This window comes from Pseudomonas sp. B21_DOA (assembly GCA_030544685.1).
Taxonomy (GTDB): Bacteria; Pseudomonadota; Gammaproteobacteria; order Pseudomonadales; family Pseudomonadaceae; genus Aquipseudomonas; species Aquipseudomonas fluorescens_AO.
In genome coordinates this window covers 842052-861667 of the sequence record CP086683.1, presented here as the reverse complement: position 1 = coordinate 861667, position 19616 = coordinate 842052, and the positions used below count along the sequence as shown (strand labels likewise).

Genomic DNA, 19616 nt, shown 5'->3' with positions numbered 1-19616 from the left:
CTAGTGGCGTGTGCCGGGCGGCATCACTCGGCGGCGCTGATCGCCCGTGCGCTGGCCACCTGGGCCGGGGCGAAATGGCAGGTGAAGGTGCTGCCGTGACCGGGCACGCTGCTGATCTCCATGCGCGCGCGGTGGCGCAGCAGCACGTGCTTGACGATGGCCAGGCCGAGGCCGGTGCCGCCGGTGTTGGAGTTGCGGCTGGAATCGACGCGGTAGAAACGTTCGGTCAGGCGCGGCAGATGTTTGCTGTCGATACCGATGCCGGAATCCTGCACGCTCAGGTGCGCGCCTTGCTCGTCGCCCCACCAGCGAATGCGGATGTTGCCCTCGGCCGGGGTGTACTTGACCGCGTTGAACACCAGATTGGAAAACGCACTGCGCAGCTCGGCTTCGCTGCCCTTGAGCAGCAGGCGCGCGTCGGCTTCGAGGCTGATGCGCTGGTTTTTCGCCCCGGACAACTGCTGCGCATCGCTGGTGATCGATTGCAGCAGCGTGTCGATCTGCACTGGCTGGTTGTCCGACGGGTAGTCGGTGGCTTCCAGTTTCGCCAGCAGCAACAGATCGTTGAGCAACGTCTGCATGCGTCCGCCCTGTTGCTGCATCTGCTGTAGCGCCCGGCTCCAGCGCGGGTTCACTTCTTCGACATTGTCCAGCAGGGTTTCCAGATAGCCGCAGATCACCGTCAGCGGTGTGCGCAGCTCGTGGGAGACGTTGGCGATGAAGTCCTTGCGCATCTGTTCCAGCTGATGAATGCGTGTGACATCACGCACCAGCATCAGGTGTTCATTGTTGCCGTAGCGGGTCAGGTACAGCTGAATGCGCACGCGATCGTTGGTCGGCGAAGGGATTTCCAATGGCTCGGCAAAGCTGTCCTGCTCGAAGTATTCCTTGAAGCGCGGATGGCGCACCAGGTTGGTCACCGGTTGGCCGCTGTCCTGCGGAGTCTTCAGGCCGAGCAGGGTTTCAGCGGCGCGGTTCCACCATTCGAGGTTGCCGTCGCTGTCGAGCATGATCACCGCGTCTTTCAGCGCAGCGGTGGATTCCTGCACCCGGTCGATCACCGCCTGCAGACGCCCGCGCACCCGTTGGTCGCGGCGTTGCAGGTGATAAATGCTGTCGAACACCTCGCCCCACAGGCCATAACCATCGGGCGGTGCTTCGTCGGGTTGATGCTGGCGCAGCCATTCGTGCAGACGCAGCAATTGCTTGAGCGTCCAGGCCAGATAAAGCCCCAGACCCGCCGCCAGGCTCCAGCCGTAATAGCCGGTGATCAGACCGATCACCAGGCAGGCGGTGACCAGCAACAGCATGTGGCGAATCAGGGTGCCATGCCAGTTTTGATTCACAGAGGCGTCCTTAGCCGCAGCTTCAAGTTTCAAGCGGCAAGCTCCAAGCTAACGCGGATCGGCTGTTACTTGCCGCTCGTAGCTGAAAGCTTGCAGCTGCTTTTTACGCTTTTGTGGAGAACCGATAACCGGTGCCGCGCACGGTTTGTACCAGATTTTCGTAAGCGTCGCCGAGGGCCTTGCGCAGGCGACGGATATGCACATCGACGGTGCGCTCTTCGACATAGACGTTGCCGCCCCAGACCTGGTCGAGCAACTGGCCACGGGTGTAGGCGCGTTCCTGATGGGTCATGAAGAATTGCAGCAGGCGGTATTCGGTCGGGCCCATCTCGGCAGGTTTGCCGTCGATGGTCACGCGGTGGCTGATCGGGTCGAGCAGCAGGCCGCCGACTTCGATCGGCGCTTCGCCATCGGTCGGCCCGGCACGGCGCAGTACAGCCTTGAGGCGGGCGACCAGTTCACGTGGGGAAAACGGTTTGGTGATGTAATCGTCGGCGCCGACTTCCAGGCCCTGGATCTTGTTGTCCTCTTCGCCCTTGGCGGTGAGCATGATGATCGGGATGTCCCCGGTCAGCTCGTCACGCTTGAGGCGTCGGGCCAGTTCGATGCCCGAGGTGCCGGGCAGCATCCAGTCGAGCAGGATCAGGTCCGGCTTGCGGTCGACGATGATGGCGTGGGCCTGCTGCGAGTTCTCCGCCTCGAGGCAGTCATAGCCGGCCATTTCCAACGCCACGGCGATCATTTCGCGAATGGGCGCTTCGTCGTCGACGATCAGAATGCTCCTGCCAACCATGCCTTAATCCTCTTGTCATTTAACTGTCTTGCGCCGCATTAGATAACGGAATTATTGCAGTCGTGTGACAGTATTTCAGCGCGACGGCGTTTGTGCCGATCCTGAACTAAGCTCTAAGTCCGAATCCTGACAACCACAAAAGAAGGTTTCCATGACTCAGATGACTGTTTCTTTCAAAGCCCTGCTGATGGCCGCAGCCCTGACATTACCGGGGCTGGCCATGGCGGCCGATCCGGCGATGGAAAAGGACGGCATGTACACCGACCACAAGGGCATGACCCTCTACACCTTCGCCAAGGACTCCGCTGGCAAGTCTGCCTGCAACGACAAATGCGCGGCGAACTGGCCGCCGTTGATGGCGCAGGCGGGTGACAAATCCATGGGCGACTGGACGGTGATCAAGCGTGACGACGGCTCGATGCAGTGGGCCTACCAGGGCATGCCGCTGTACACCTTCGTGATGGACAAGAAGGCCGGCGACATGACCGGCGACGGCAAAATGGACGGCGCCTGGAAAGTCGCCAAGGCCAAATAACCACGGTCCAAAACCCTGTGGGAGCGAGCCTGCTCGCGAAGCGTTGTGTCAGTTATCGCAGAGGTGACTGACATGACGCCTTCGCGAGCAGGTGTCATGCATTAGCGCAATGCGTAATCCAGCACGATCCCGACAAATATCGCCAACCCAGCCCAGTGGTTGTGCAGGAACGCTTTGAAGCAGCGCATGCGATCACGATCACGGGTGTACCAGAACTCCCACGCATAACACCCGGCCGCCACCAGCAAGCCGAGGTGGAACCAGATCCCCAGCTCGAACTTCGACCCGGCCAGCATCAGGCAGCCCAGCGACAATGCCTGCAAGCTAAGGATGATCATTCGATCCGCCTCGCCAAACAGAATCGCCGTGGATTTCACGCCGATCTTCAGGTCGTCATCGCGATCGGTCATTGCGTAATAAGTGTCATAACCCACCGTCCACAGCAAATTGGCAATCCACAGCAGCCACGCCGCCGCCGGCAACTCGCCGGTCTCGGCGGTGAAGGCCATTGGCATGCCCCAGGAAAACGCCGCCCCCAGCACCACTTGCGGGTAGTAGGTGTAGCGCTTCATGAACGGATACGTGAACGCCAGCGCCAGACCGCCCAGCGACAGCCAGATGGTCGGCGCATTGGTGCACAGCACCAGCAGAAAACTGATGCCCATCAGCACGGCAAAGAACACCAGCGCTTCCTTCGAGCTGATCCGGCCAGCAGCGAGCGGCCGTAGCGCGGTGCGTTTGACGTGGCCGTCGACCTTGCGGTCGGCCCAGTCGTTGATCACACAGCCGCCGGCACGGGTCAGCACTACGCCAAGAACAAAAATCACCACGTTGGCCAGCGACGGCGAGCCCTTGCCGGCAATCCACAATGCCCACAGCGTCGGCCACAGCAGCAGGTAAATGCCGATCGGCTTGTCCATGCGCGTCAACTGAACGAAATCCCAGGCGCGCGGGTTCAGACGGTTGAGGGACTTGAGCAGGCTCTGATACATCAGCAATTCTCCGGATGGGCGCGGGCGGCGTCCCACAGGCTCGGCAGGAAGATTTCCGCGACCAGCACACTCAGCGCGCCACGGTCGAAACGCGAACGCCGGCCCCATAGCTCAGGGGCTTGCACCGCTGGCGGCAACCATTGTTCGGGGTAGTGGCAGACTTCAATGGCGCGGCGCTGAAATGCCCGATCACAAAACAGCAGTTCACCCAACGAGCGGCTGCCCAGTTCATCCATGTGCAAGCCATCACCTTGCAGGGCCGCCCGCGAGGCAACGCTGCGGGCAAACACCCAGGCTTCGCCGTGGCCGCGCAAATAAACCTCACGGACCCAGCCTTCGCTGCCCTCGGCCAGCTCCAGTGCCGCGCATTCATCAGCGCGCAGGGTGTCCCAGCCCTCGAACAGCGGCGACACGCTGAAGCCATCCTCGGACAAACGGGTCAACCGGCGGGTCAGCGAACCTTCGTCGAACAACCAGTCGAGGGTCAACGGATCGGGGCGGGGCGTCAGGCGGTCTTGGGTCAGCCAGAGCGGGGCGGGGCAGGCATTTGAATGTTGCACAATGAGTCATTATTGGCCGCAAATGAGGCGGCGAGCTTACCATGGCGGGCGACAAGATCGAGCGGCGCCGGCCGCCGTTGCGCCGAACAGGCTTGCATCTGCCCGGCACCCTCAGTACAAAACGCCCTGAGCCGGATGGCAGCGCAGCACCCATCGACCGTCCGCGCCGGCACTACGCCTGAACCCTGAGGAAGTACCTGAATGAAGAAGTGGCAATGTATCGTCTGTGGCCTGATCTATAACGAAGCCGACGGCTGGCCGGATGACGGCATCGCGCCGGGCACCCGCTGGGAAGACGTTCCGGCAGACTGGCTGTGCCCCGACTGCGGCGTCGGCAAGATGGACTTCGAAATGATCGAAATCAACTAAGCAAATCAGAGGAGTAAGGCATGAGCGCACCAGTCGTCATCATCGGCACCGGGCTTGCGGGCTACAACCTGGCCCGCGAGTTTCGCAAGCTCGACAGCGAAACCCCGCTACTGCTGATCACCGCCGACGACGGCCGCTCTTACTCCAAGCCGATGCTCTCCACCGGTTTCGGCAAGCACAAGGACGCCGATGGCCTGAGCATGGCCGAACCCGGCGCCATGGCCGAGCAGTTGAAAGCCGAGGTGCGCACCCACACGCGCATCAGCGGTATCGACGCCGGCCACAAACGCTTGTGGATCGGTGAAGAAGCCGTGCCCTATCGCGACCTGATTCTGGCCTGGGGCGCGGAAACCGTGCGCGTGCCGATCGAAGGCGACGGCGCGGAACTGGTATTCCCGATCAACGATCTCGAAGACTACGCGCGCTTCCGTGCCGCGGCGGCGGGCAAGCGTCGGGTGTTGTTGCTCGGCGCCGGGTTGATCGGCTGCGAATTCGCCAATGACCTGATTCTCGGCGGCTACGAAGTGCAACTGGTCGCGCCGTGCGAACAGGTCATGCCGATGCTCTTGCATCCTGCCGCTGCGGCGGCCGTGCAGGCCGGGCTGGAAAGTATCGGGGCGAAGTTTCACCTCGGCCCGGTGTTGACCCGGCTGGAGAAAGTCGCCGATGGCCTCGAAGCGCACCTGTCCGACGGTGAGGTCATCCCTTGCGATGTCGTGGTCTCGGCGATCGGCCTGCGCCCACGCATCGATCTGGCGGCGGCTGCCGGCGTGCAGGTCAATCGCGGCGTGATGGTCGATCGTTACCTGAAAACCTCCCACGCCAATATCTACGCCCTGGGCGATTGCGCTGAAGTCGACGGGCTCAATCTGCTCTACGTTATGCCGCTGATGAGTTGCGCGCGCGCGTTGGCGCAAACCCTCGCCGGAAACCCGACCGCGGTCAGCTACGGGCCGATGCCGATCACCGTGAAAACCCCGGTGTGCCCGCTGGTGGTGTCGCCGCCGCCGCGCGGCAGCGAAGGTGTCTGGAGCGTGGAAGGACAGGGCGCCGATATCAAAGCGCTGTGCCACAGTGCCGACGGTCATTTGCTCGGTTACGCCCTGACCGGCGGGGCGGTCATGGAAAAACTGGCCCTGAACAAACAGCTGCCGCCGCTGCTGGCGTAAATGCCGGTCGTTCTGTCGTAAACACCGCTCTTTTGCCCCGACAAAGGTCGTGGGGAGACTGGCGCCGCCGCTGGCGGCGTGCCATTCTCACTCCCGTCTGCCGCAGAGTAGAGCCTGCGGCGCGTCGGGCGCTGTTCCAACGAGAACAGCACGGACATAACAACAAAAAACCGTCAAAGGGGCTTCACTAATGCGTAAACCAGAACTCGCCGCTGCAATCGCCGAAAAGGCAGACTTGACCAAAGAACAGGCCAACCGCGTCCTGAACGCCGTCCTCGAAGAAATCACCGGCGCCCTGCACCGCAAGGACAGCGTGACGCTGGTCGGCTTCGGCACCTTCCTGCAACGCCACCGCGGCGCCCGCACCGGCAAAAACCCGCAGACCGGCGAACCGGTCAAAATCAAGGCCAGCAACACCGTGGCGTTCAAGCCAGGCAAGTCGTTGAAAGACAGCGTCAATCCTTGATGGCGGCGTGCTCCCCTGAATAACGGGGAGAACTGCAAATGAAAAATGGGCACACCGATTGCGGTCGGGTGCCCATTTTTTGTGGCTGCCTCTTGGCTTACTGGCGTCGGAAGCAAGCCTTGCCGTTGCCGAAATCCACGGCCAGGCAGTTTGGCTCGATCGCCAATTGCAGGTCCTGGAACAGCCCGCCCAGATCGCTGTTGGAGGCAGGCTTGGTTTTGCTCTTCAGCACCACTGTCTGGTTTTCCACCTTCCAGGTGCCTTTGGCAAAGCCGTCGGCGCTGCCATAGGCCACACCGGCATCAAAGGTGCCGTCCTTTCGCAACAGCAACTCGGCGCCCATTTCCATTGCGCCGGTCAGGTAGTAATGGCCGTCCAATGGTGGGGTTTCCGCTGACGCATGGGTGATGGGCAGCCACATGAGCGCGGCGAAAAACAGTGGTTTCAGTTCCATGAAATGAAGCTCCTGTAGAGTGATCGCATTTTCGAGCGTTGGATTCTGGCACAGCCATATTTTGCCCGCCCGTTGTTCAGGCGCTACACAATCGAATCAATATCCAGCTGAAACGGCGCGCCAACCGCATGCCCACCGGTCATCGCGGCGATAGCGGCGTCGTGGTCTTCAGCGGCTGGCGGAATCATCGCCAGTTGCTCCTGAACCAGCTTTTCAGGGTGGGCGTTCCAGCGCAGCAGACTTTCCTCGACCCATTCGGGCTGGTCGGCATAGCTGCCGTAAACGTCGACCTCGGTGACCCGTTGACTGCGCAGCGCTGTCAGGCGGGCCTTGGTCATGCTGATCTTGTCTATTTCCTGATTGAGCATCAGCGTCTTGTGCGCGCGCTCCTGCTCTCGCACGTAAGAACGGTGGTTGTTTTGCAGATCGCGCTTAACGGCCCGCAGCTGTTGCTGAATATTCTCCAGGGCGCTGCTGATCCACTCGTATTCGCGATTGGTCACCAGCGAACGCTTGCGCTGCAGTGCTTCCTGCCAACGGCGCAAGCTGGCCCAGCAGCCGGGGATGTAGCTGCCGACCATTGAGTGGTGACCCCGGTCGAACAACTGCCGTAGAAACGATCCGCGTTCGGGCAAGCCGTTGGTAGCGCGCAGGGCCTTGGCGCAGCCGTGATCGACGATCGTGCTGCAACCCGGCTCCCAGAGAAGGGAGGATCGGTGGTCCTTGTCGAACTCAACGGGCATGAAATGGCGCAAAGCACCGTGATGCCCATAGTCGTCGCCAAAGAAATTGATGATTCCCCAGATCAGCAGGCCGAGGCCGGCGACCGGGTTGAAGCCCAGCACCACGGCGTTGGTTGCGTACATCGGCCCAGGCTTGGCAAAGGTGTTCATCCAGGTCGCCGGCACGCTCGGATCGTTCTGATTGACGATGCGGTGATGCACCAGCGATCTGGCGCTTTCGATGAAGGTAGTGTCGCCGGCGCGGGGGCGCCGTAGGTGTAGAGCACGATTTGCGGGGAGAACTCCAGGTTGCGTCTCAGCATCTCGGACAGGATCAGTGCAACTGCACCGCCCAGACTGTGACCCGTGATCAGCAGCTTTTGCCCGCTGTAGAATTTTTCCAGATAAGTCACGATGAATGGATAAGCCGCCAAAGCGCCACCGTAGAAACCGCGGTGCACTTTGCCTTCGCCTTCGGCAAAGGGAACCTGATAGGCATCCCCGTCACGCCGGCCGTCGGGCCAGATCTCACTGGTACCTCGCACGCTGATCAGGATCAACTCGTCGTGGTGGCAGATGAAAGCTTGGGTATCAGTACTGTTGTCTTTGTTACGGTCATCGAGACAGTGCAACTTGGCCGGGTGTTCTTGTTCGTCGCCCAACGCGGGGTCATTCACTTCGGGGTAAAGGTTCGGGTCGAACGGCACCACTTCCAAGCGTTTCGAATACGGCACGTCTTCGTACAGTGGGTAGTATTTCTGCGTTTGCGAGTCATCGACCTTCCACAACTCGTCGAACTGCGGTAGCGCGTGGCCGAACCAGTTGCCGCTGCTGGGCTGTAGCGGAAAGCTTACCGTGTCGGTCTGCACCGGTTGAGTGTTGGGTTCCTGTCCGAAATCGGTGTAGCTCAGCGTCGCCATCACCGACAGCTGATAAAGGTTAAGCGCGCAGAACGCTTCGCCTGTCGACAGCATTGGCCGTAGCGCTCTCATCGGCCGTACTTCCAGCACATGGTGTTTGTTCGGCAGCAGTGCGACGCCCTTGGGCGGCGGCGGGGAAAACCCCAGTTCGACGGTGGCCATCTCCGCCGCACTCAAGATTGTGTGCAGTCCGCCATCCGCAGAAGTTTTATCGACGAGCGTGAAGTCTCTGGACTTCGCCGCCGATCGCATGAGCTTGTGCGCCGCCCTCTTCGGAGGGTCGCGACGAGCAACCAGTGGTGGCAGGTGGGCGATGTGCTTTACCAGTTCACTGACTTCGACCTGACAGTACGCGTCGGTTTCGGGCAGGTCCCTGGCGGGGTTTGCCTGGGTGCGAGTGCCTGTTTTGTGGAAGAAGCGGGTTTTTTCGGCGCGGACTTGGAGTTCGGTGATGGGAAGGGGTAGTCCAGTCTTTTTCTCAAGTCTCGATACAGCGCTTCTGCTCCTTGAAAAGGCTTATTCAGCTTGAGCACTACCGGGCCACAATGGTGGTTGTTTACCTTTGCCCAGCCTTTCGCATCCAGTTTTCCAGTATGAACGGTATCTTCGTAGTCGGTGATCTCATATGCCAAGCCGGCGTAGGGTGTGCCATCTCCGAACTCATTCACCAATTGAAAACTGGTCGAATGCCCGCGCATCGGGCAGGCGTGGATATCACCTTGCATGAAGGTGGTAACGCTTGTCGGTAAGGATTCAGCGTTCATGGAGTCTCGTCCGTGTTTTCGTTGCAACTTGGATAGATGGTGCAAATCCGTCCATCCACCATTCTGAAGGTGCTGAAGTCTTCATAATTTCCATTGCAATAACCACGCTGGTCCTCATAGCCTTCCCCATACAGCGCTTCCAGCCACCAGGAACCTGGACCCAAGTGTCCCCCCAACCAGGTTGCTCTTCATTCGCTAGGTTTATTTTCAACCTCACGGTTTTTCCTGGGAGTTGATCCAGTGTGTACGCGCCATGAGGGCGGCTCCGGGCTACATTTCCTTCTTGATCCATTCCTTTACATCTCAACATTTTTATTAGGTTACGCTTGGGGCTGACTGTCCGAAAAAACCACATGCATTCGCCTGTAAACTCACCCAGGCCGTCCTCGTTGAATGTGCCCTTTATTCGTTTCAGCAACTCTGGACGCACGAAAATCGAGGCGTAGTCCATGCTGAAGTTGCTTCGGCCTTTTCCATAAAAGCCGATGACCTTGATTTCCACTTTGTTGAGCGCCAACGGACAATCGCTGATGGTTTTGTACAACTCGATTTCCGCAGTGTTTACATATTCCATGGTGGGTTTATTGAAGCTCACCCAGAAATCCGGCTTTCCTGGCACGCGGCAGGTTTCACCCGCTGCGGGCAGGTAGATAGCCTTCAGCTCATATTTGAATCCAGGTGGAAAGTCCGGAACAAACGTAAAGGTGTTCGGGGTCTTCACCGTCGTACAACCCACCAGCAATCCCAGGCAACCACTCAGCAGCAACCCTCGTTTCAAGTTCCTCATCGACCTACCTCTCCCTGCCAATACAACGCTTCCTGATATACCCGCTCAAAATGCATCGCCGGATCTTCACCGGGTTTGGGCAGCCATGATTTGCCTGGCCGATATCCCGGTATCTGCAAACTGCGGGTCAGCAAGAAATGCACTTGCTCCGGTTGTTGCCAGCCCCACAAGTGCGTCAGTTGAATCAGGCCCCACAGCCACTCATCGACGTCAAGCTGTTCGGCCAGCTCGGCCATTGCTTCGGTGTGTTCGCCGACCAGGTAACGGCGGGTGTTGTCGAACAGCACGTTGGCGTAGATCAGCTCCGGGGTCGGCGTGTGCAGCCAAGGCGGGTCCATCGGCAGCGGGTGGTAGCCGGGGTCCGGGTTGTCGATGGCGTTCCATCGTTCTACGTGCCAATAGCAGACGCTGTTGAATGGCCCGAGAAACGCGGCGCGGTGCTCGGGTTGCAGGTGCGCCAGCGCACGTCCCAGAACCCGGTTGTCATGCACGCGGTACACCGCCTGATTTGGACGTTCGCCGGTTATCAGGCGCTCGCGCCAATGCGCCGCCAGCGTGTCAAGTTCGACGTGACGGGCACTGGCCAGCCAGCCCCAATTGCGCTCGGGCGTGGCGAGCAATGTCTGGATCGCGGGATGCTGCGCCATATCGATCTGCAACAGCAGCGGGCCGGTCGACACCAGCGACTCGGCCGCCGTGCCGGTGTAGAGCGGGCGAAACTGCTCGGTGCCGAGGTCGCGGGTCAACGCAGCGTGCTCTGCGCTGTGGCCGTCGGTGTCGAGCATCAAATACAGATCGCAGCCGGCGCGGGACTGAGCGTGCAACCATTGTTCGACCGGGCTCATGCGACTTCTCCCAGCTCGCATTGACCCGCTGCGCAGGCTTCGCACAGCGGGCAAAAATCCGCTGCCTGCTGGCGGGCACTGTTGACGATCGACAGCGGCGTGGCGTTGATCGCAGCTGGCAGGCCGGCCTCAACTTGCAGCGGTTGTAGCGGTGCGAGACCCGGCAGTGGCGCGCCGCCCTGAACGATGGGCACGCTGCTGAAAATCCCGCCGGCATTGATCACGATGTGATGACCGCCCGCTGACAGCGTCAGGCTCATGCCAGCATCGATCACCACGTTGCTTGCCGTGACATGCGCCTGCTGGCCGGCCTGGATTACCAGAGCGCCCAAGGTCTGGCTGCTGGTACCGCTGACCTGCAACAGGTCATCGGCGTTGATCACGGTGCTGCGCAGTCCTCGATGAGTGCGCGAATCCCTGCCCTCGATGAGACTGGTGCTGTCATTGCCGACATGCTCATGGCGGTCGCGAGCGATCAGTCTGCGGCTGTCGTTGAGGATCAGTTGCTCGAGGTCGCGCTGCGCGCGCAGGTAGATCTTCTCCTGCCCGGCGCGATCCTCGATCGACAGTTCGTTGTAGCCGCCATTGCGCGGTGAGCTCTGGCTGCGTAATACCGTGCGGGTTTTACTCGCCGGCAAAGGAGGAGCGACGGCATTGACCTTGTTGGCGACGCAGCCGGTAATCAGCGGTTGGTCCGGGTCGCCTTCCTGGAAGGTCACAACCACTTCCATGTCGACCCGGGGAATGGTCACCGCACCGAATCCGTCACCTGCCCAACTGGTAGCTACGCGTAACCAGCAGCTGCTTTTTCGCTGTTGCGTTCAGCGCGATCCCAGGGAAACTCGACACGAACCCTGCCGTACTCATCGCAGAAGATCTCTTCTCCTGCTGGCCCCGTCACGCGCGCGGTCTGGCAGACCAGCAAGGGTCTTGGCGCGGGCAAAGGCGGACGGTAAACCACCTCTGCGGGAATGGCCCTGAAGGTATTGCGATAGCCTTGGGAAAAACCATCGGCCGGTTTCGCCTCGCTGCTGAAAGCCTCTTCGAGAACCGCCGGTTCCCTGCCTTCGTGAGTAAGACTGACCAGCAGCCACAACTCGTTACAGTCGGCCCTGGGATGTTCGCTCAGCTCGAACAGATGACCGCTGCGCAGAATCGGCTGTTTGCTTTTGCCTTCAATCCATTGGTAGTCGCTGCGATGGCGCTCCAAGGCCTGACGCGCCAGCTGTTTGCCGTGCTTCTCGGACTTCATCAACAGTGGATAGCGATAGTCTTCCAGAGCCGGCGTGAATTCTGCGGTGAAGCGGCTTTCCAGCAGTATGCTTGGGCGCTTGAGGTCATAGTCGCGGCGGGTGACGGTGCTGGTGCGCGTGTTGAAGCCCATCGTCAGGTGGTTGACCACCGGGTGTTCGGCGACCATGCCGCTATCCACCCGAAAGGCTGTCGTACCCAATTTGCGTGCGAACACCGGGCTGTCGCTGAACACCAGTAAATGCCTGTCGAGCGAATGCTGATGGTGCCAGGCAATACCCTCTTCGGCGCACAGGCGCTGGATGAACAAAAAGTCGCTTTCGCCGTACTGCGTGCAGTACTCGCGAGGCTCACCGGCGGCGACATTGAACGTGAAGTCATCGGCCTGGATGCCATGACCTTTGAGGACTTGCGCGATGATCTGCGGCACTGTCAGCTGCTGGAAAATCCGCCGGTCGTAACTCAGTTGCAGATAATGCAGCGCCGGTACCAGTGTCAGCTCATAACGGGTCAAACGCTTTCCGGATTCGCCGAGGATGACATTTTCGATCCGCCCGTGAATGCCTTCGCCCGGTGATCCGAACTGCAGAAACGCAGGTTGGCTGAGCAAGCTTTCCAGATCGATATCCGCGTGCTCGCTCACCAGCTCAAGGCGAAATGCGTACAGCTGACTGATCGCTTCGGTGCCAGTGAACGCGAGCACCTTGAAGTCGTGACGAATGGCCGGGATGTGCAGTGAGAATGGCGCGCAGTGGCCTTTGCCGAACATGGGCTTGTCCTTAAGCAAAGTGAGTCAGAGCGCGATGCCGTTCCTCCCTGATCGCCGCGCATGAAAAGTTGCCAGAGCAAGCTAGCGGCGCAGCAAAATTATTGATGTAAGAAGTATCCCTGACATTTGTCAGAGTATTCCGGGTGTGAAAGTGTCGTCCGGAATGAACGAAGTGTCCGTAGGCAGGTGCTTCGATAACTATCGAGTTTGCAATGTTTGAAGAATTTCGGAAGTTTCAGAAATATGAAATGCCATCATTATAGTGGCACTTTTTGCGTTGATCGTTGTCGCGGAGAACTTTGTGAAGCAAACCAGTCATTTTCGGAAGTGTCCTACTTCTATTTTTTTGAATTTGGCATGCTGCACGCCGCTTGGGGGTACGAGCGTAAGGTAAACTCGCCCGGCCGTGGCGCAGGGCTCTGGGTCAAGGGTTTGACAGGGTCATGGAAAATTCGTCGTGTATTAATCGGCCTCAGGGAAACCCCTGCGACATATAGGGCGATCTCCTACAGACCTCAACGAACAGTTCGTCTTGTTGTTTAATCAGATGCTTGCTAGTGGCCATCATAGTGATTACGATGCGCCCACTTGAAAGAGCACATCTCAATTGGATGAGTCGCTGAACTGCTCTTCGATACTGTCCCGCGTTGCTGAAACTCCATTCGCACGCATGACTGTAATCCTTAATAAAGGCCATGGATGTCCTACTCAAGCAAACTTTCCGCCCATTACCTCGAACTCGCAAAAGTCTCTGTTTCCAAAGAGAATTTCGCGGGCGAAGACGTTCGTTTCTCGAGCGAATTCGAGGCGCTGGAAAGTGAGCTGGCCAAGGCTTCGTCGATGCACGAAAGCGGGCAGATCGACTGGCTGAAAATCCGCGAAAACAGCGAAAATCTGCTGCGTACCCAATCCAAGGATCTGCGTGTCGGCGCCTGGCTGACCTGGTCGCTGTACCAGCGCGAATCCTTCCCCGGGCTGCTGGCCGGCCTCGGTCTGCTGCACCATCTGTCGGAAAACAACTGGGCCGACGTCCACCCGCTCAAACCCCGTACCCGTGCCGCCGCGATCGGCTGGCTGGTGCCGCGTCTCGAGCAGGTCATCACCGAAAACATTGCGATCAAAGAGCAGTTGCCGATGTTCCGGCAGCTGTCCGAGCACTTGGCCGGTCTTGAGGCAGCGTGCACTGCACATCTGGGCGATGACGCGCCGCTGTTATTGCCGATCTCCCGCCGCCTGAAAACCATGATCCAGCGTGCCGCCGACAACCAGCCGGCCCCGGCGTGGTGGGCGCGGCGGTGGCGCAAGTCAAGCAGGCCGCGACCCAGTTGCTCACTCCTGGCGCGCCGATCGACAACGAACGCGATGCGCACAAAGCCCTGCGCGCCCAGCAGGACAGCGCCCGGCCGTTGTGTGCCTGGTGGCTCAAACAGAAGGCCACCGACTTGCGCGCTCTGCGCCTCAATCGCACGCTGCTGTGGATGACCATCGACGCGGTGCCCGAGCGCAACGCCGAGCAGATCACCGTGCTGCGCGGCCTGCCGCTGGAAAAGCTCAAGCTCTATCAGGACCGTTTCGATCAGGGCAAATACGCCGACCTGTTGGTGGAACTGGAGGCGAGCCTGGCGAAGGCGCCGTTCTGGTTCGATGGCCAGAGGATGGTCTGGGAATGTCTCCAGAACCTCAACGCCGAATTGGCAATGCGCGAAGTGGAAATCCACTTCGCGCTTTTGATTCAGCGCCTGCCGGGCATCATCGAGTTGCGCTTCCATGACGGCGCGCCGTTTGCCGATCCGTCCACCCGGGCGTGGATCGCCGCCAATGTCATGCCGCACCTGCAAAGCGCCAGCGCGCCGCGCAAGGTCGAAAGCGAGAACGTCGAAACCCAGCCGGCGTGGGAAAAAGCCCTCGAGGAAGTCCAGCCGATCCTGCGCAAGGAAGGTTTGAAGCCGGCCGTGCAGATTCTCAAGCATGGTCTGCAATCTGCCCACGGTGGCCGCGAACGCTTCTTCTGGCAGTTCACCCTCGCGCGGCTGTGTTTCCTGGCCAAGAAATACGAACTGGCCAAGAACCAGCTCGAAACCCTCGATCAGACATTACAGGACTCAGGCCTGCACGCCTGGGAGCCCGATCTTGCATTGCAAGTGCTGCACCTGCTGCACAGTTGCTGCGAGTTGTTGCCGCAGAACCACGCCGTACGTGAAAGCAAGGAAGAGATTTATCGCAGGCTGTGCCACCTCGACCTCGAAGTGGTACTCGAATAGGCCCCAGGGCCACAACCGCAAGGAGAAAAGCCATGGCCAAAGAAGGCTCGGTAGCCCCCAAGGAACGCATCAACGTCACCTTCAAACCCGCCACCGGCGGTGCTCAGGAAGAGATTGAACTGCCGCTGAAGCTGCTGGCAATCGGTGACTACACCCACCGCAAGGACGATCGCAAAATCGAAGATCGCAAGCCGATCAGCATCGACAAGATGACCTTCGACGAAGTGTTGGCCAAGCAAGAGCTGGGTCTGACGCTGAGCGTGCCGAACCGTCTGCAGGAAGATGGCGAGGCTGAAGAGCTGGCCGTGCAATTGCGCGTCAATTCGATGAAGGACTTCAACCCGGCCAGCCTGGTCGAGCAAGTGCCTGAGCTGAAAAAACTGATGGAACTGCGCGATGCGCTGGTGGCCCTCAAAGGCCCGCTGGGTAACGCACCTGCGTTCCGTAAAGCGATCGAAGGCGTGCTCGCCGACGACGAATCCCGCGGTCGCGTACTCGGTGAGCTGGGCCTGAACGCCGCAGCCCCGGACGCCTGAGACTCCAGTAGCCAAGGAAGCCAACACAATGAGCACTAGCGCAGCACAAGAGAAGAGCGCCGCCAGCGGCGAATACAGCATTCTCGACAGCATCATCGCCGAAACCCGTCTGACCCCGGACGACGAAGCCTACGACATCGCCAAGCGTGGCGTGTCGGCGTTCATCGAAGAGCTGCTCAAGCCGCAGAACAACGGTGAGCCGGTCAAGAAAGCCATGGTTGACCGCATGATCGCCGAGATCGATGCCAAGCTCAGCCGTCAGATGGACGAGATCCTGCACCACCCGGATTTCCAGGCGCTGGAATCGTCGTGGCGTGGCCTGCAGTTGCTGGTCGACCGCACCAACTTCCGCGAAAACATCAAGATCGAAATCCTCAACGTCTCCAAAGAAGACCTGCTGGACGATTTCGAAGATTCGCCGGAAGTCATGCAGTCGGGCCTGTACAAGCACATCTACACCGCTGAATACGGCCAGTTCGGTGGTCAGCCGGTGGGCGCAATCATCGCCAACTACTACATGTCGCCAAGCTCGCCAGACGTCAAGCTGATGCAGTACGTGGCCAGCGTTTCGTGCATGTCCCACGCGCCGTTCATCGCTGCCGCCGGGCCGAAATTCTTCGGCCTGGAAAGCTTCACCGGCCTGCCGGATCTGAAAGATCTGAAAGACCACTTCGAAGGTCCGCAATTCGCCAAATGGCAGAGCTTCCGTACCTCGGAAGACTCGCGCTACGTTGGCCTGACCGTGCCGCGTTTCCTGCTGCGCAACCCGTACGATCCGGAAGAAAACCCGGTGAAATCGTTCGTGTACAAGGAAACCGTTGCCAACAGCCACGAGCACTACCTGTGGGGCAATACGGCTTACGCGTTCGGCACCAAGCTGACCGACAGCTTCGCCAAATTCCGCTGGTGCCCGAACATCATTGGCCCGCAGAGCGGTGGCGCGGTTGAAGACCTGCCTTTGCACCATTTCGAAAGCATGGGCGAAATCGAAACCAAGATTCCTACCGAAGTATTGGTCTCCGACCGTCGTGAATACGAACTGGCCGAGGAAGGCTTCATTTCCCTGACCATGCGCAAAGGCTCCGACAACGCGGCGTTCTTCTCCGCCAGTTCGGTGCAGAAGCCGAAGTTCTTCGGCATCAGCGCAGAAGGCAAGGCCGCAGAGCTGAACTACAAGCTCGGCACCCAACTGCCGTACATGATGATCGTCAACCGTCTGGCTCACTACTTGAAAGTGCTGCAGCGCGAGCAACTCGGTTCGTGGAAAGAGCGTACCGACCTCGAGCTGGAACTGAACAAGTGGATCCGTCAGTACGTTGCCGACCAGGAAAACCCGAGCGCCGAAGTCCGTGGCCGTCGTCCGCTGCGCGCTGCGCAAGTGATCGTCAGCGACGTTGAAGGCGAGCCGGGCTGGTACCGCGTGAGCTTGAACGTGCGTCCGCACTTCAAGTACATGGGTGCCGATTTCACCCTGTCGCTGGTTGGCAAGCTGGACAAAGAGTAAGAGCGACTCATGGACGGATACGGCAGCCTGTTCGAACGCCTCAACGGCGACGCACAACTACGCAAGGGCAACAGCCTTGAGGCTTGTGCCATGGCGTCAGTGGCTGCCCATCTGGCCAAAATGCTCAGCACCCGGGCCGGCAGCGTGCAAACGCTGGCCGACTACGGGTTGCCCGATCTCAATGACATGCGCCTGAGCCTGCACGACTCCCTGAGTCAGGCCCGCCTGGCCATCGAAAACTTCATCGAAGCCTACGAGCCACGCCTGAGCAATGTGCGTGTCATTTCCCTGCCGCGTGACCACGATCAACTGCGCCTGGCCTTCAGTATCGAAGGCCTGCTGGAAGTTGAAGGGTTCAAGCGTCAGGTCAGTTTTTCCGCGCGCCTGGATGGCAGCGGTCAAGTCAAGGTCACCTAAGGAGATCCCCGATGTCTGGCAAACCCGCAGCACGCGTATCCGACCCCACCGCTTGCCCACTTCCAGGCCACGGTACCAACCCGATCGCCGCCGGCTCCGGCGACGTTTTCTTCGACGGCCTCGCGGCCGCCCGCCAAGGCGATGCCTCTGCGTGTGGTGGTGCGCTGGTCGGCGATCTGGCGACCACGGTCTTGATCAATGGCAAACCGGCCGCCACGGTCGGCTCCGTTGGATCTCACGGGAACAAGGTTACGGCTGGGTCCGGGACGGTGATCATTGGCAATACGCATACGCCAGCGCCGTTTGTGCCGCCGTTGCCTTTGATCATTCCGGGCTTTGATGCTCAATTCCAACTCAAAAACGGCCTTGGGAACCCGCTAGCGGATACCAAGTACTTACTACGCCGAGCGGATGGATCTCTCGAAAGCGGAATCACCAATGAGTTGGGTCTGACTCACCGCGTGAAGGCACACACAGCCTCCGAAAAAATTGAAGTTTTTATTGAGAGCTGAGGGAGTACTCGTTCATGGCCGAGGCTGAAAAAATCAGTAAGGATGGGCAGGAATATGTGCCAGCGGGCGCGGCCGCGAGCACGAAAACCTCTGATGTTGCGCCAGTAGAGTTGCAAGTTTGCCGCTGTAATGGAAAAGAAGTCACAACGCTGACTGGCTACGACAGTGTCCCTAGCTATACCGGTGAGCTGCCTTCTCCGTTGCAAATAATGTGGTATGTGCCAAAAACCAAAGAAATGCTCAAGGCGAGTTTCTCTGATACAGAAATTCGAGTCTGGATTAAGCAGGCGGCTGAATATTATGGGATCCCGCATATTTTGCTTGCGGTTATTCTTCAGCAGGAGAATGGACCTAAGGGTAGTAAATTTCTGCAAACTATGCAGTTCGGCGAACGGTCGCTGACCACTCTGTTAGCGATTGTCGACAATATGGCTTTTGACGCCGTGCCGGACAAGTTGGCTGGGGGCTCCAGCGGTTTTGCCAACATGAGCCGCGCAACATTGCAGAACTCTGTTAAATACACAGAGAACTATTACTGCAAGAAACCTTTGCCCGAAGACGTTCAGTACCGGATTTTTGGTTGGAATCAGGACACGCGAATCCCGGGTGATGACTGGAAGGCAGACCTCTACTATTGCGCCGGCCATCTACGTGAACTGATTGACCGGGCTACCGGGACTCGTTGTCATTCCGGGGCATTATCCGCAGATCAACTGAAAAAAGTCATTGCTTCCTACAACGGTTCTGGCCCGCTTGCCGAAAAGTATTCAAGCGATGCGATGGCGTTATTAGACGCAGCGAAAGCAGGCACTGCGTGGTTGTATTTTTATGAAAAATAAGCTGTCGACGTCTACCACTATTGCGCTTGTTGCCGGAGTTTTGGTTTTGGGGGCGTCTTGTTGACTAATATTTTCTCTAACTCGCTGATGCTGTTGATGGATCGCGTTAATTTTATTCCTGCGGAATCTTCAATCCTTGCCTTCGAACCCTATGAAATAAATCAAGGGTCGTCCTCTTATTGGATCTACGGCCAGGACGGTGAGAATTATTATTATTTTTCTTATGACGCGGCTGCGCCTTATATTTTTATTTCCAAAGCCAATGTTTGCCAGGGATTTGATCGCTTGAATTTCAAAACATGGTGCAGTGCGAAACAAGGCGCGAAGAGATGATCGGCGAGACAACGATCTACCCATGATTTTTTTTTGCGGAACAGCTCAATGAAAATCAGAGCGTGGCAATGCCTTGGCGCGTTCCTATCTTCGGTCGGTTTGCTGACGATTCTGGTCGGCTTCGCTGTGCTGTTGCGAATGGAAAGCTCGACCGAACCAAAGCTGTTCGCGCATCCGAATGCATTGTGGGTTGGGGCCGAGGATGGCGGGGTATTCGTCGAGATTACGAAGCACGAAGCGCCGGACTACTACGTGGAAATTCGTCACCAGAATGGTGGGATGTGGACTGAGGGTTGGGTTCGATATGGCACCCGGGATAGCCATCCACTCAGCGCTGCGGCAATTGGTGGCTACGGAGGCGAAGAGCTCTATGTGTATACGGGTGTCGAGATCACCCCGCAAAAACAAGGGGCCGCTCAGCGATGAATATCTACGTGCGCGTCGCGCAGACGATGTCCGCAACGACATTCGT

At 58.9% G+C, this 19616-nt stretch carries 17 protein-coding genes and 4 pseudogenes; 12 read left to right on the top strand and 9 right to left on the bottom strand.

Annotated features, from left to right (window positions below; genetic code table 11):
* Positions 1-23: 23 nt before the first annotated feature.
* A complete protein-coding gene (gene phoR / locus LJU32_04155) occupies positions 24-1346 on the bottom strand; it encodes a phosphate regulon sensor histidine kinase PhoR (GenBank protein WKV89585.1) in 1323 nt (440 codons plus the stop codon).
* Positions 1347-1449: 103 nt separating this feature from the next.
* On the bottom strand, positions 1450-2139 hold the full coding sequence (gene phoB / locus LJU32_04150) for a phosphate regulon transcriptional regulator PhoB (protein ID WKV89584.1): 690 nt from the start codon (positions 2137-2139) through the stop codon (positions 1450-1452).
* Positions 2140-2290: 151 nt separating this feature from the next.
* On the opposite strand from phoB, the gene LJU32_04145 reads away from it, so the two are divergent.
* A complete protein-coding gene (locus LJU32_04145) occupies positions 2291-2674 on the top strand; it encodes a hypothetical protein (protein ID WKV89583.1) in 384 nt (127 codons plus the stop codon).
* Between the two features lie 101 nt (positions 2675-2775).
* Here the strand turns inward: LJU32_04145 and ubiA are convergent, their stop codons facing one another.
* Together ubiA and LJU32_04135 are read right to left on the bottom strand one after the other, a co-directional pair.
* Entirely contained in the window at positions 2776-3666 is an 891-nt protein-coding gene (gene ubiA, locus LJU32_04140) for a 4-hydroxybenzoate octaprenyltransferase (GenBank protein ID WKV89582.1), read from the bottom strand.
* Positions 3666-4226 (bottom strand): chorismate lyase, encoded by a 561-nt coding sequence (locus LJU32_04135; protein WKV89581.1) that lies wholly within the window; start codon positions 4224-4226, stop codon positions 3666-3668. The genes ubiA and LJU32_04135 overlap by 1 nt, the downstream gene beginning before the upstream one ends.
* Before the next feature lie 201 nt (positions 4227-4427).
* On the opposite strand from LJU32_04135, the gene LJU32_04130 reads away from it, so the two are divergent.
* From LJU32_04130 to LJU32_04120, 3 genes are all read left to right on the top strand, one after another.
* Positions 4428-4595: a rubredoxin gene (locus tag LJU32_04130; GenBank protein WKV89580.1), complete on the top strand. Its 168-nt coding sequence runs from the start codon at positions 4428-4430 to the stop codon at positions 4593-4595.
* Between the two features lie 20 nt (positions 4596-4615).
* On the top strand, positions 4616-5764 hold the full coding sequence (locus tag LJU32_04125; GenBank protein WKV89579.1) for an FAD-dependent oxidoreductase: 1149 nt from the start codon (positions 4616-4618) through the stop codon (positions 5762-5764).
* Positions 5765-5954: 190 nt separating this feature from the next.
* On the top strand, positions 5955-6230 hold the full coding sequence (locus LJU32_04120; protein WKV89578.1) for an HU family DNA-binding protein: 276 nt from the start codon (positions 5955-5957) through the stop codon (positions 6228-6230).
* Positions 6231-6327: 97 nt separating this feature from the next.
* Here LJU32_04120 and LJU32_04115 read toward each other — a convergent pair whose 3' ends face one another.
* The 5 genes and pseudogenes from LJU32_04115 to vgrG all read right to left on the bottom strand — a co-directional run bounded on the left by LJU32_04115 (position 6328) and on the right by vgrG (position 12742).
* Positions 6328-6684 (bottom strand): hypothetical protein, encoded by a 357-nt coding sequence (locus LJU32_04115; GenBank protein WKV89577.1) that lies wholly within the window; start codon positions 6682-6684, stop codon positions 6328-6330.
* Between the two features lie 83 nt (positions 6685-6767).
* Positions 6768-9090: pseudogene (locus LJU32_04110) on the bottom strand (lipase family protein).
* Positions 9087-9877 (bottom strand): annotated as a pseudogene (locus LJU32_04105) (hypothetical protein). Before LJU32_04105 ends, LJU32_04110 begins: the two co-directional pseudogenes overlap by 4 nt.
* Entirely contained in the window at positions 9874-10722 is an 849-nt protein-coding gene (locus tag LJU32_04100; GenBank protein WKV89576.1) for a DUF4123 domain-containing protein, read from the bottom strand. The pseudogene LJU32_04105 and the gene LJU32_04100 overlap by 4 nt, the downstream one beginning before the upstream one ends.
* Positions 10719-12742, bottom strand: a pseudogene (gene vgrG, locus LJU32_04095) (type VI secretion system tip protein VgrG). The gene LJU32_04100 and the pseudogene vgrG overlap by 4 nt, the downstream one beginning before the upstream one ends.
* A gap of 699 nt (positions 12743-13441) precedes the next feature.
* Between vgrG and tssA the strand changes: the two are divergent.
* From tssA to LJU32_04055, 8 genes and pseudogenes are all read left to right on the top strand, one after another.
* A pseudogene (gene tssA / locus LJU32_04090) lies at positions 13442-15003 on the top strand (type VI secretion system protein TssA).
* 32 nt (positions 15004-15035) lie between these two features.
* Positions 15036-15539, top strand: a complete 504-nt coding sequence (gene tssB, locus LJU32_04085) for a type VI secretion system contractile sheath small subunit (protein ID WKV89575.1) — start codon at positions 15036-15038, stop codon at positions 15537-15539.
* A gap of 28 nt (positions 15540-15567) precedes the next feature.
* Positions 15568-17043 carry a type VI secretion system contractile sheath large subunit gene (gene tssC / locus LJU32_04080; GenBank protein WKV89574.1) on the top strand — a complete coding sequence of 492 codons (1476 nt, stop codon included), beginning with the start codon at positions 15568-15570 and terminating at the stop codon, positions 17041-17043.
* Positions 17044-17052: 9 nt separating this feature from the next.
* A complete protein-coding gene (tssE, locus tag LJU32_04075; protein WKV89573.1) occupies positions 17053-17460 on the top strand; it encodes a type VI secretion system baseplate subunit TssE in 408 nt (135 codons plus the stop codon).
* Between the two features lie 11 nt (positions 17461-17471).
* Complete coding sequence (locus tag LJU32_04070) at positions 17472-17972, top strand: PAAR domain-containing protein (protein WKV89572.1); 501 nt, start codon at positions 17472-17474, stop codon at positions 17970-17972.
* A 14-nt stretch (positions 17973-17986) separates the two neighbouring features.
* The gene (locus LJU32_04065) at positions 17987-18811 is read left to right on the top strand and encodes a hypothetical protein (GenBank protein WKV89571.1); all 825 of its coding nucleotides are present in this window, start codon (positions 17987-17989) and stop codon (positions 18809-18811) included.
* Between the two features lie 60 nt (positions 18812-18871).
* The gene (locus LJU32_04060) at positions 18872-19144 is read left to right on the top strand and encodes a hypothetical protein (protein ID WKV89570.1); all 273 of its coding nucleotides are present in this window, start codon (positions 18872-18874) and stop codon (positions 19142-19144) included.
* A gap of 48 nt (positions 19145-19192) precedes the next feature.
* On the top strand, positions 19193-19570 hold the full coding sequence (locus tag LJU32_04055) for a hypothetical protein (GenBank protein ID WKV89569.1): 378 nt from the start codon (positions 19193-19195) through the stop codon (positions 19568-19570).
* The last annotated feature ends 46 nt before the right edge of the window (positions 19571-19616 follow it).

Bases quoted from the DNA above. Each gene is read 5' to 3' on its own strand.
- LJU32_04130 (WKV89580.1), top strand. From the start codon at position 4,428: ATGAAGAAGTGGCAATGTATCGTCTGTGGCCTGATCTATAACGAAGCC.
- LJU32_04100 (WKV89576.1), bottom strand. From the start codon at position 10,722: ATGAGCCCGGTCGAACAATGGTTGCACGCTCAGTCCCGCGCCGGCTGC.
- tssB (WKV89575.1), top strand. From the start codon at position 15,036: ATGGCCAAAGAAGGCTCGGTAGCCCCCAAGGAACGCATCAACGTCACC.
- LJU32_04065 (WKV89571.1), top strand. From the start codon at position 17,987: ATGGCCGAGGCTGAAAAAATCAGTAAGGATGGGCAGGAATATGTGCCA.
- LJU32_04115 (WKV89577.1), bottom strand. From the start codon at position 6,684: ATGGAACTGAAACCACTGTTTTTCGCCGCGCTCATGTGGCTGCCCATC.
- tssC (WKV89574.1), top strand. From the start codon at position 15,568: ATGAGCACTAGCGCAGCACAAGAGAAGAGCGCCGCCAGCGGCGAATAC.
- LJU32_04125 (WKV89579.1), top strand. From the start codon at position 4,616: ATGAGCGCACCAGTCGTCATCATCGGCACCGGGCTTGCGGGCTACAAC.
- LJU32_04120 (WKV89578.1), top strand. From the start codon at position 5,955: ATGCGTAAACCAGAACTCGCCGCTGCAATCGCCGAAAAGGCAGACTTG.
- LJU32_04070 (WKV89572.1), top strand. From the start codon at position 17,472: ATGTCTGGCAAACCCGCAGCACGCGTATCCGACCCCACCGCTTGCCCA.
- tssE (WKV89573.1), top strand. From the start codon at position 17,053: ATGGACGGATACGGCAGCCTGTTCGAACGCCTCAACGGCGACGCACAA.
- LJU32_04055 (WKV89569.1), top strand. From the start codon at position 19,193: ATGAAAATCAGAGCGTGGCAATGCCTTGGCGCGTTCCTATCTTCGGTC.
- ubiA (WKV89582.1), bottom strand. From the start codon at position 3,666: ATGTATCAGAGCCTGCTCAAGTCCCTCAACCGTCTGAACCCGCGCGCC.
- phoB (WKV89584.1), bottom strand. From the start codon at position 2,139: ATGGTTGGCAGGAGCATTCTGATCGTCGACGACGAAGCGCCCATTCGC.
- LJU32_04145 (WKV89583.1), top strand. From the start codon at position 2,291: ATGACTCAGATGACTGTTTCTTTCAAAGCCCTGCTGATGGCCGCAGCC.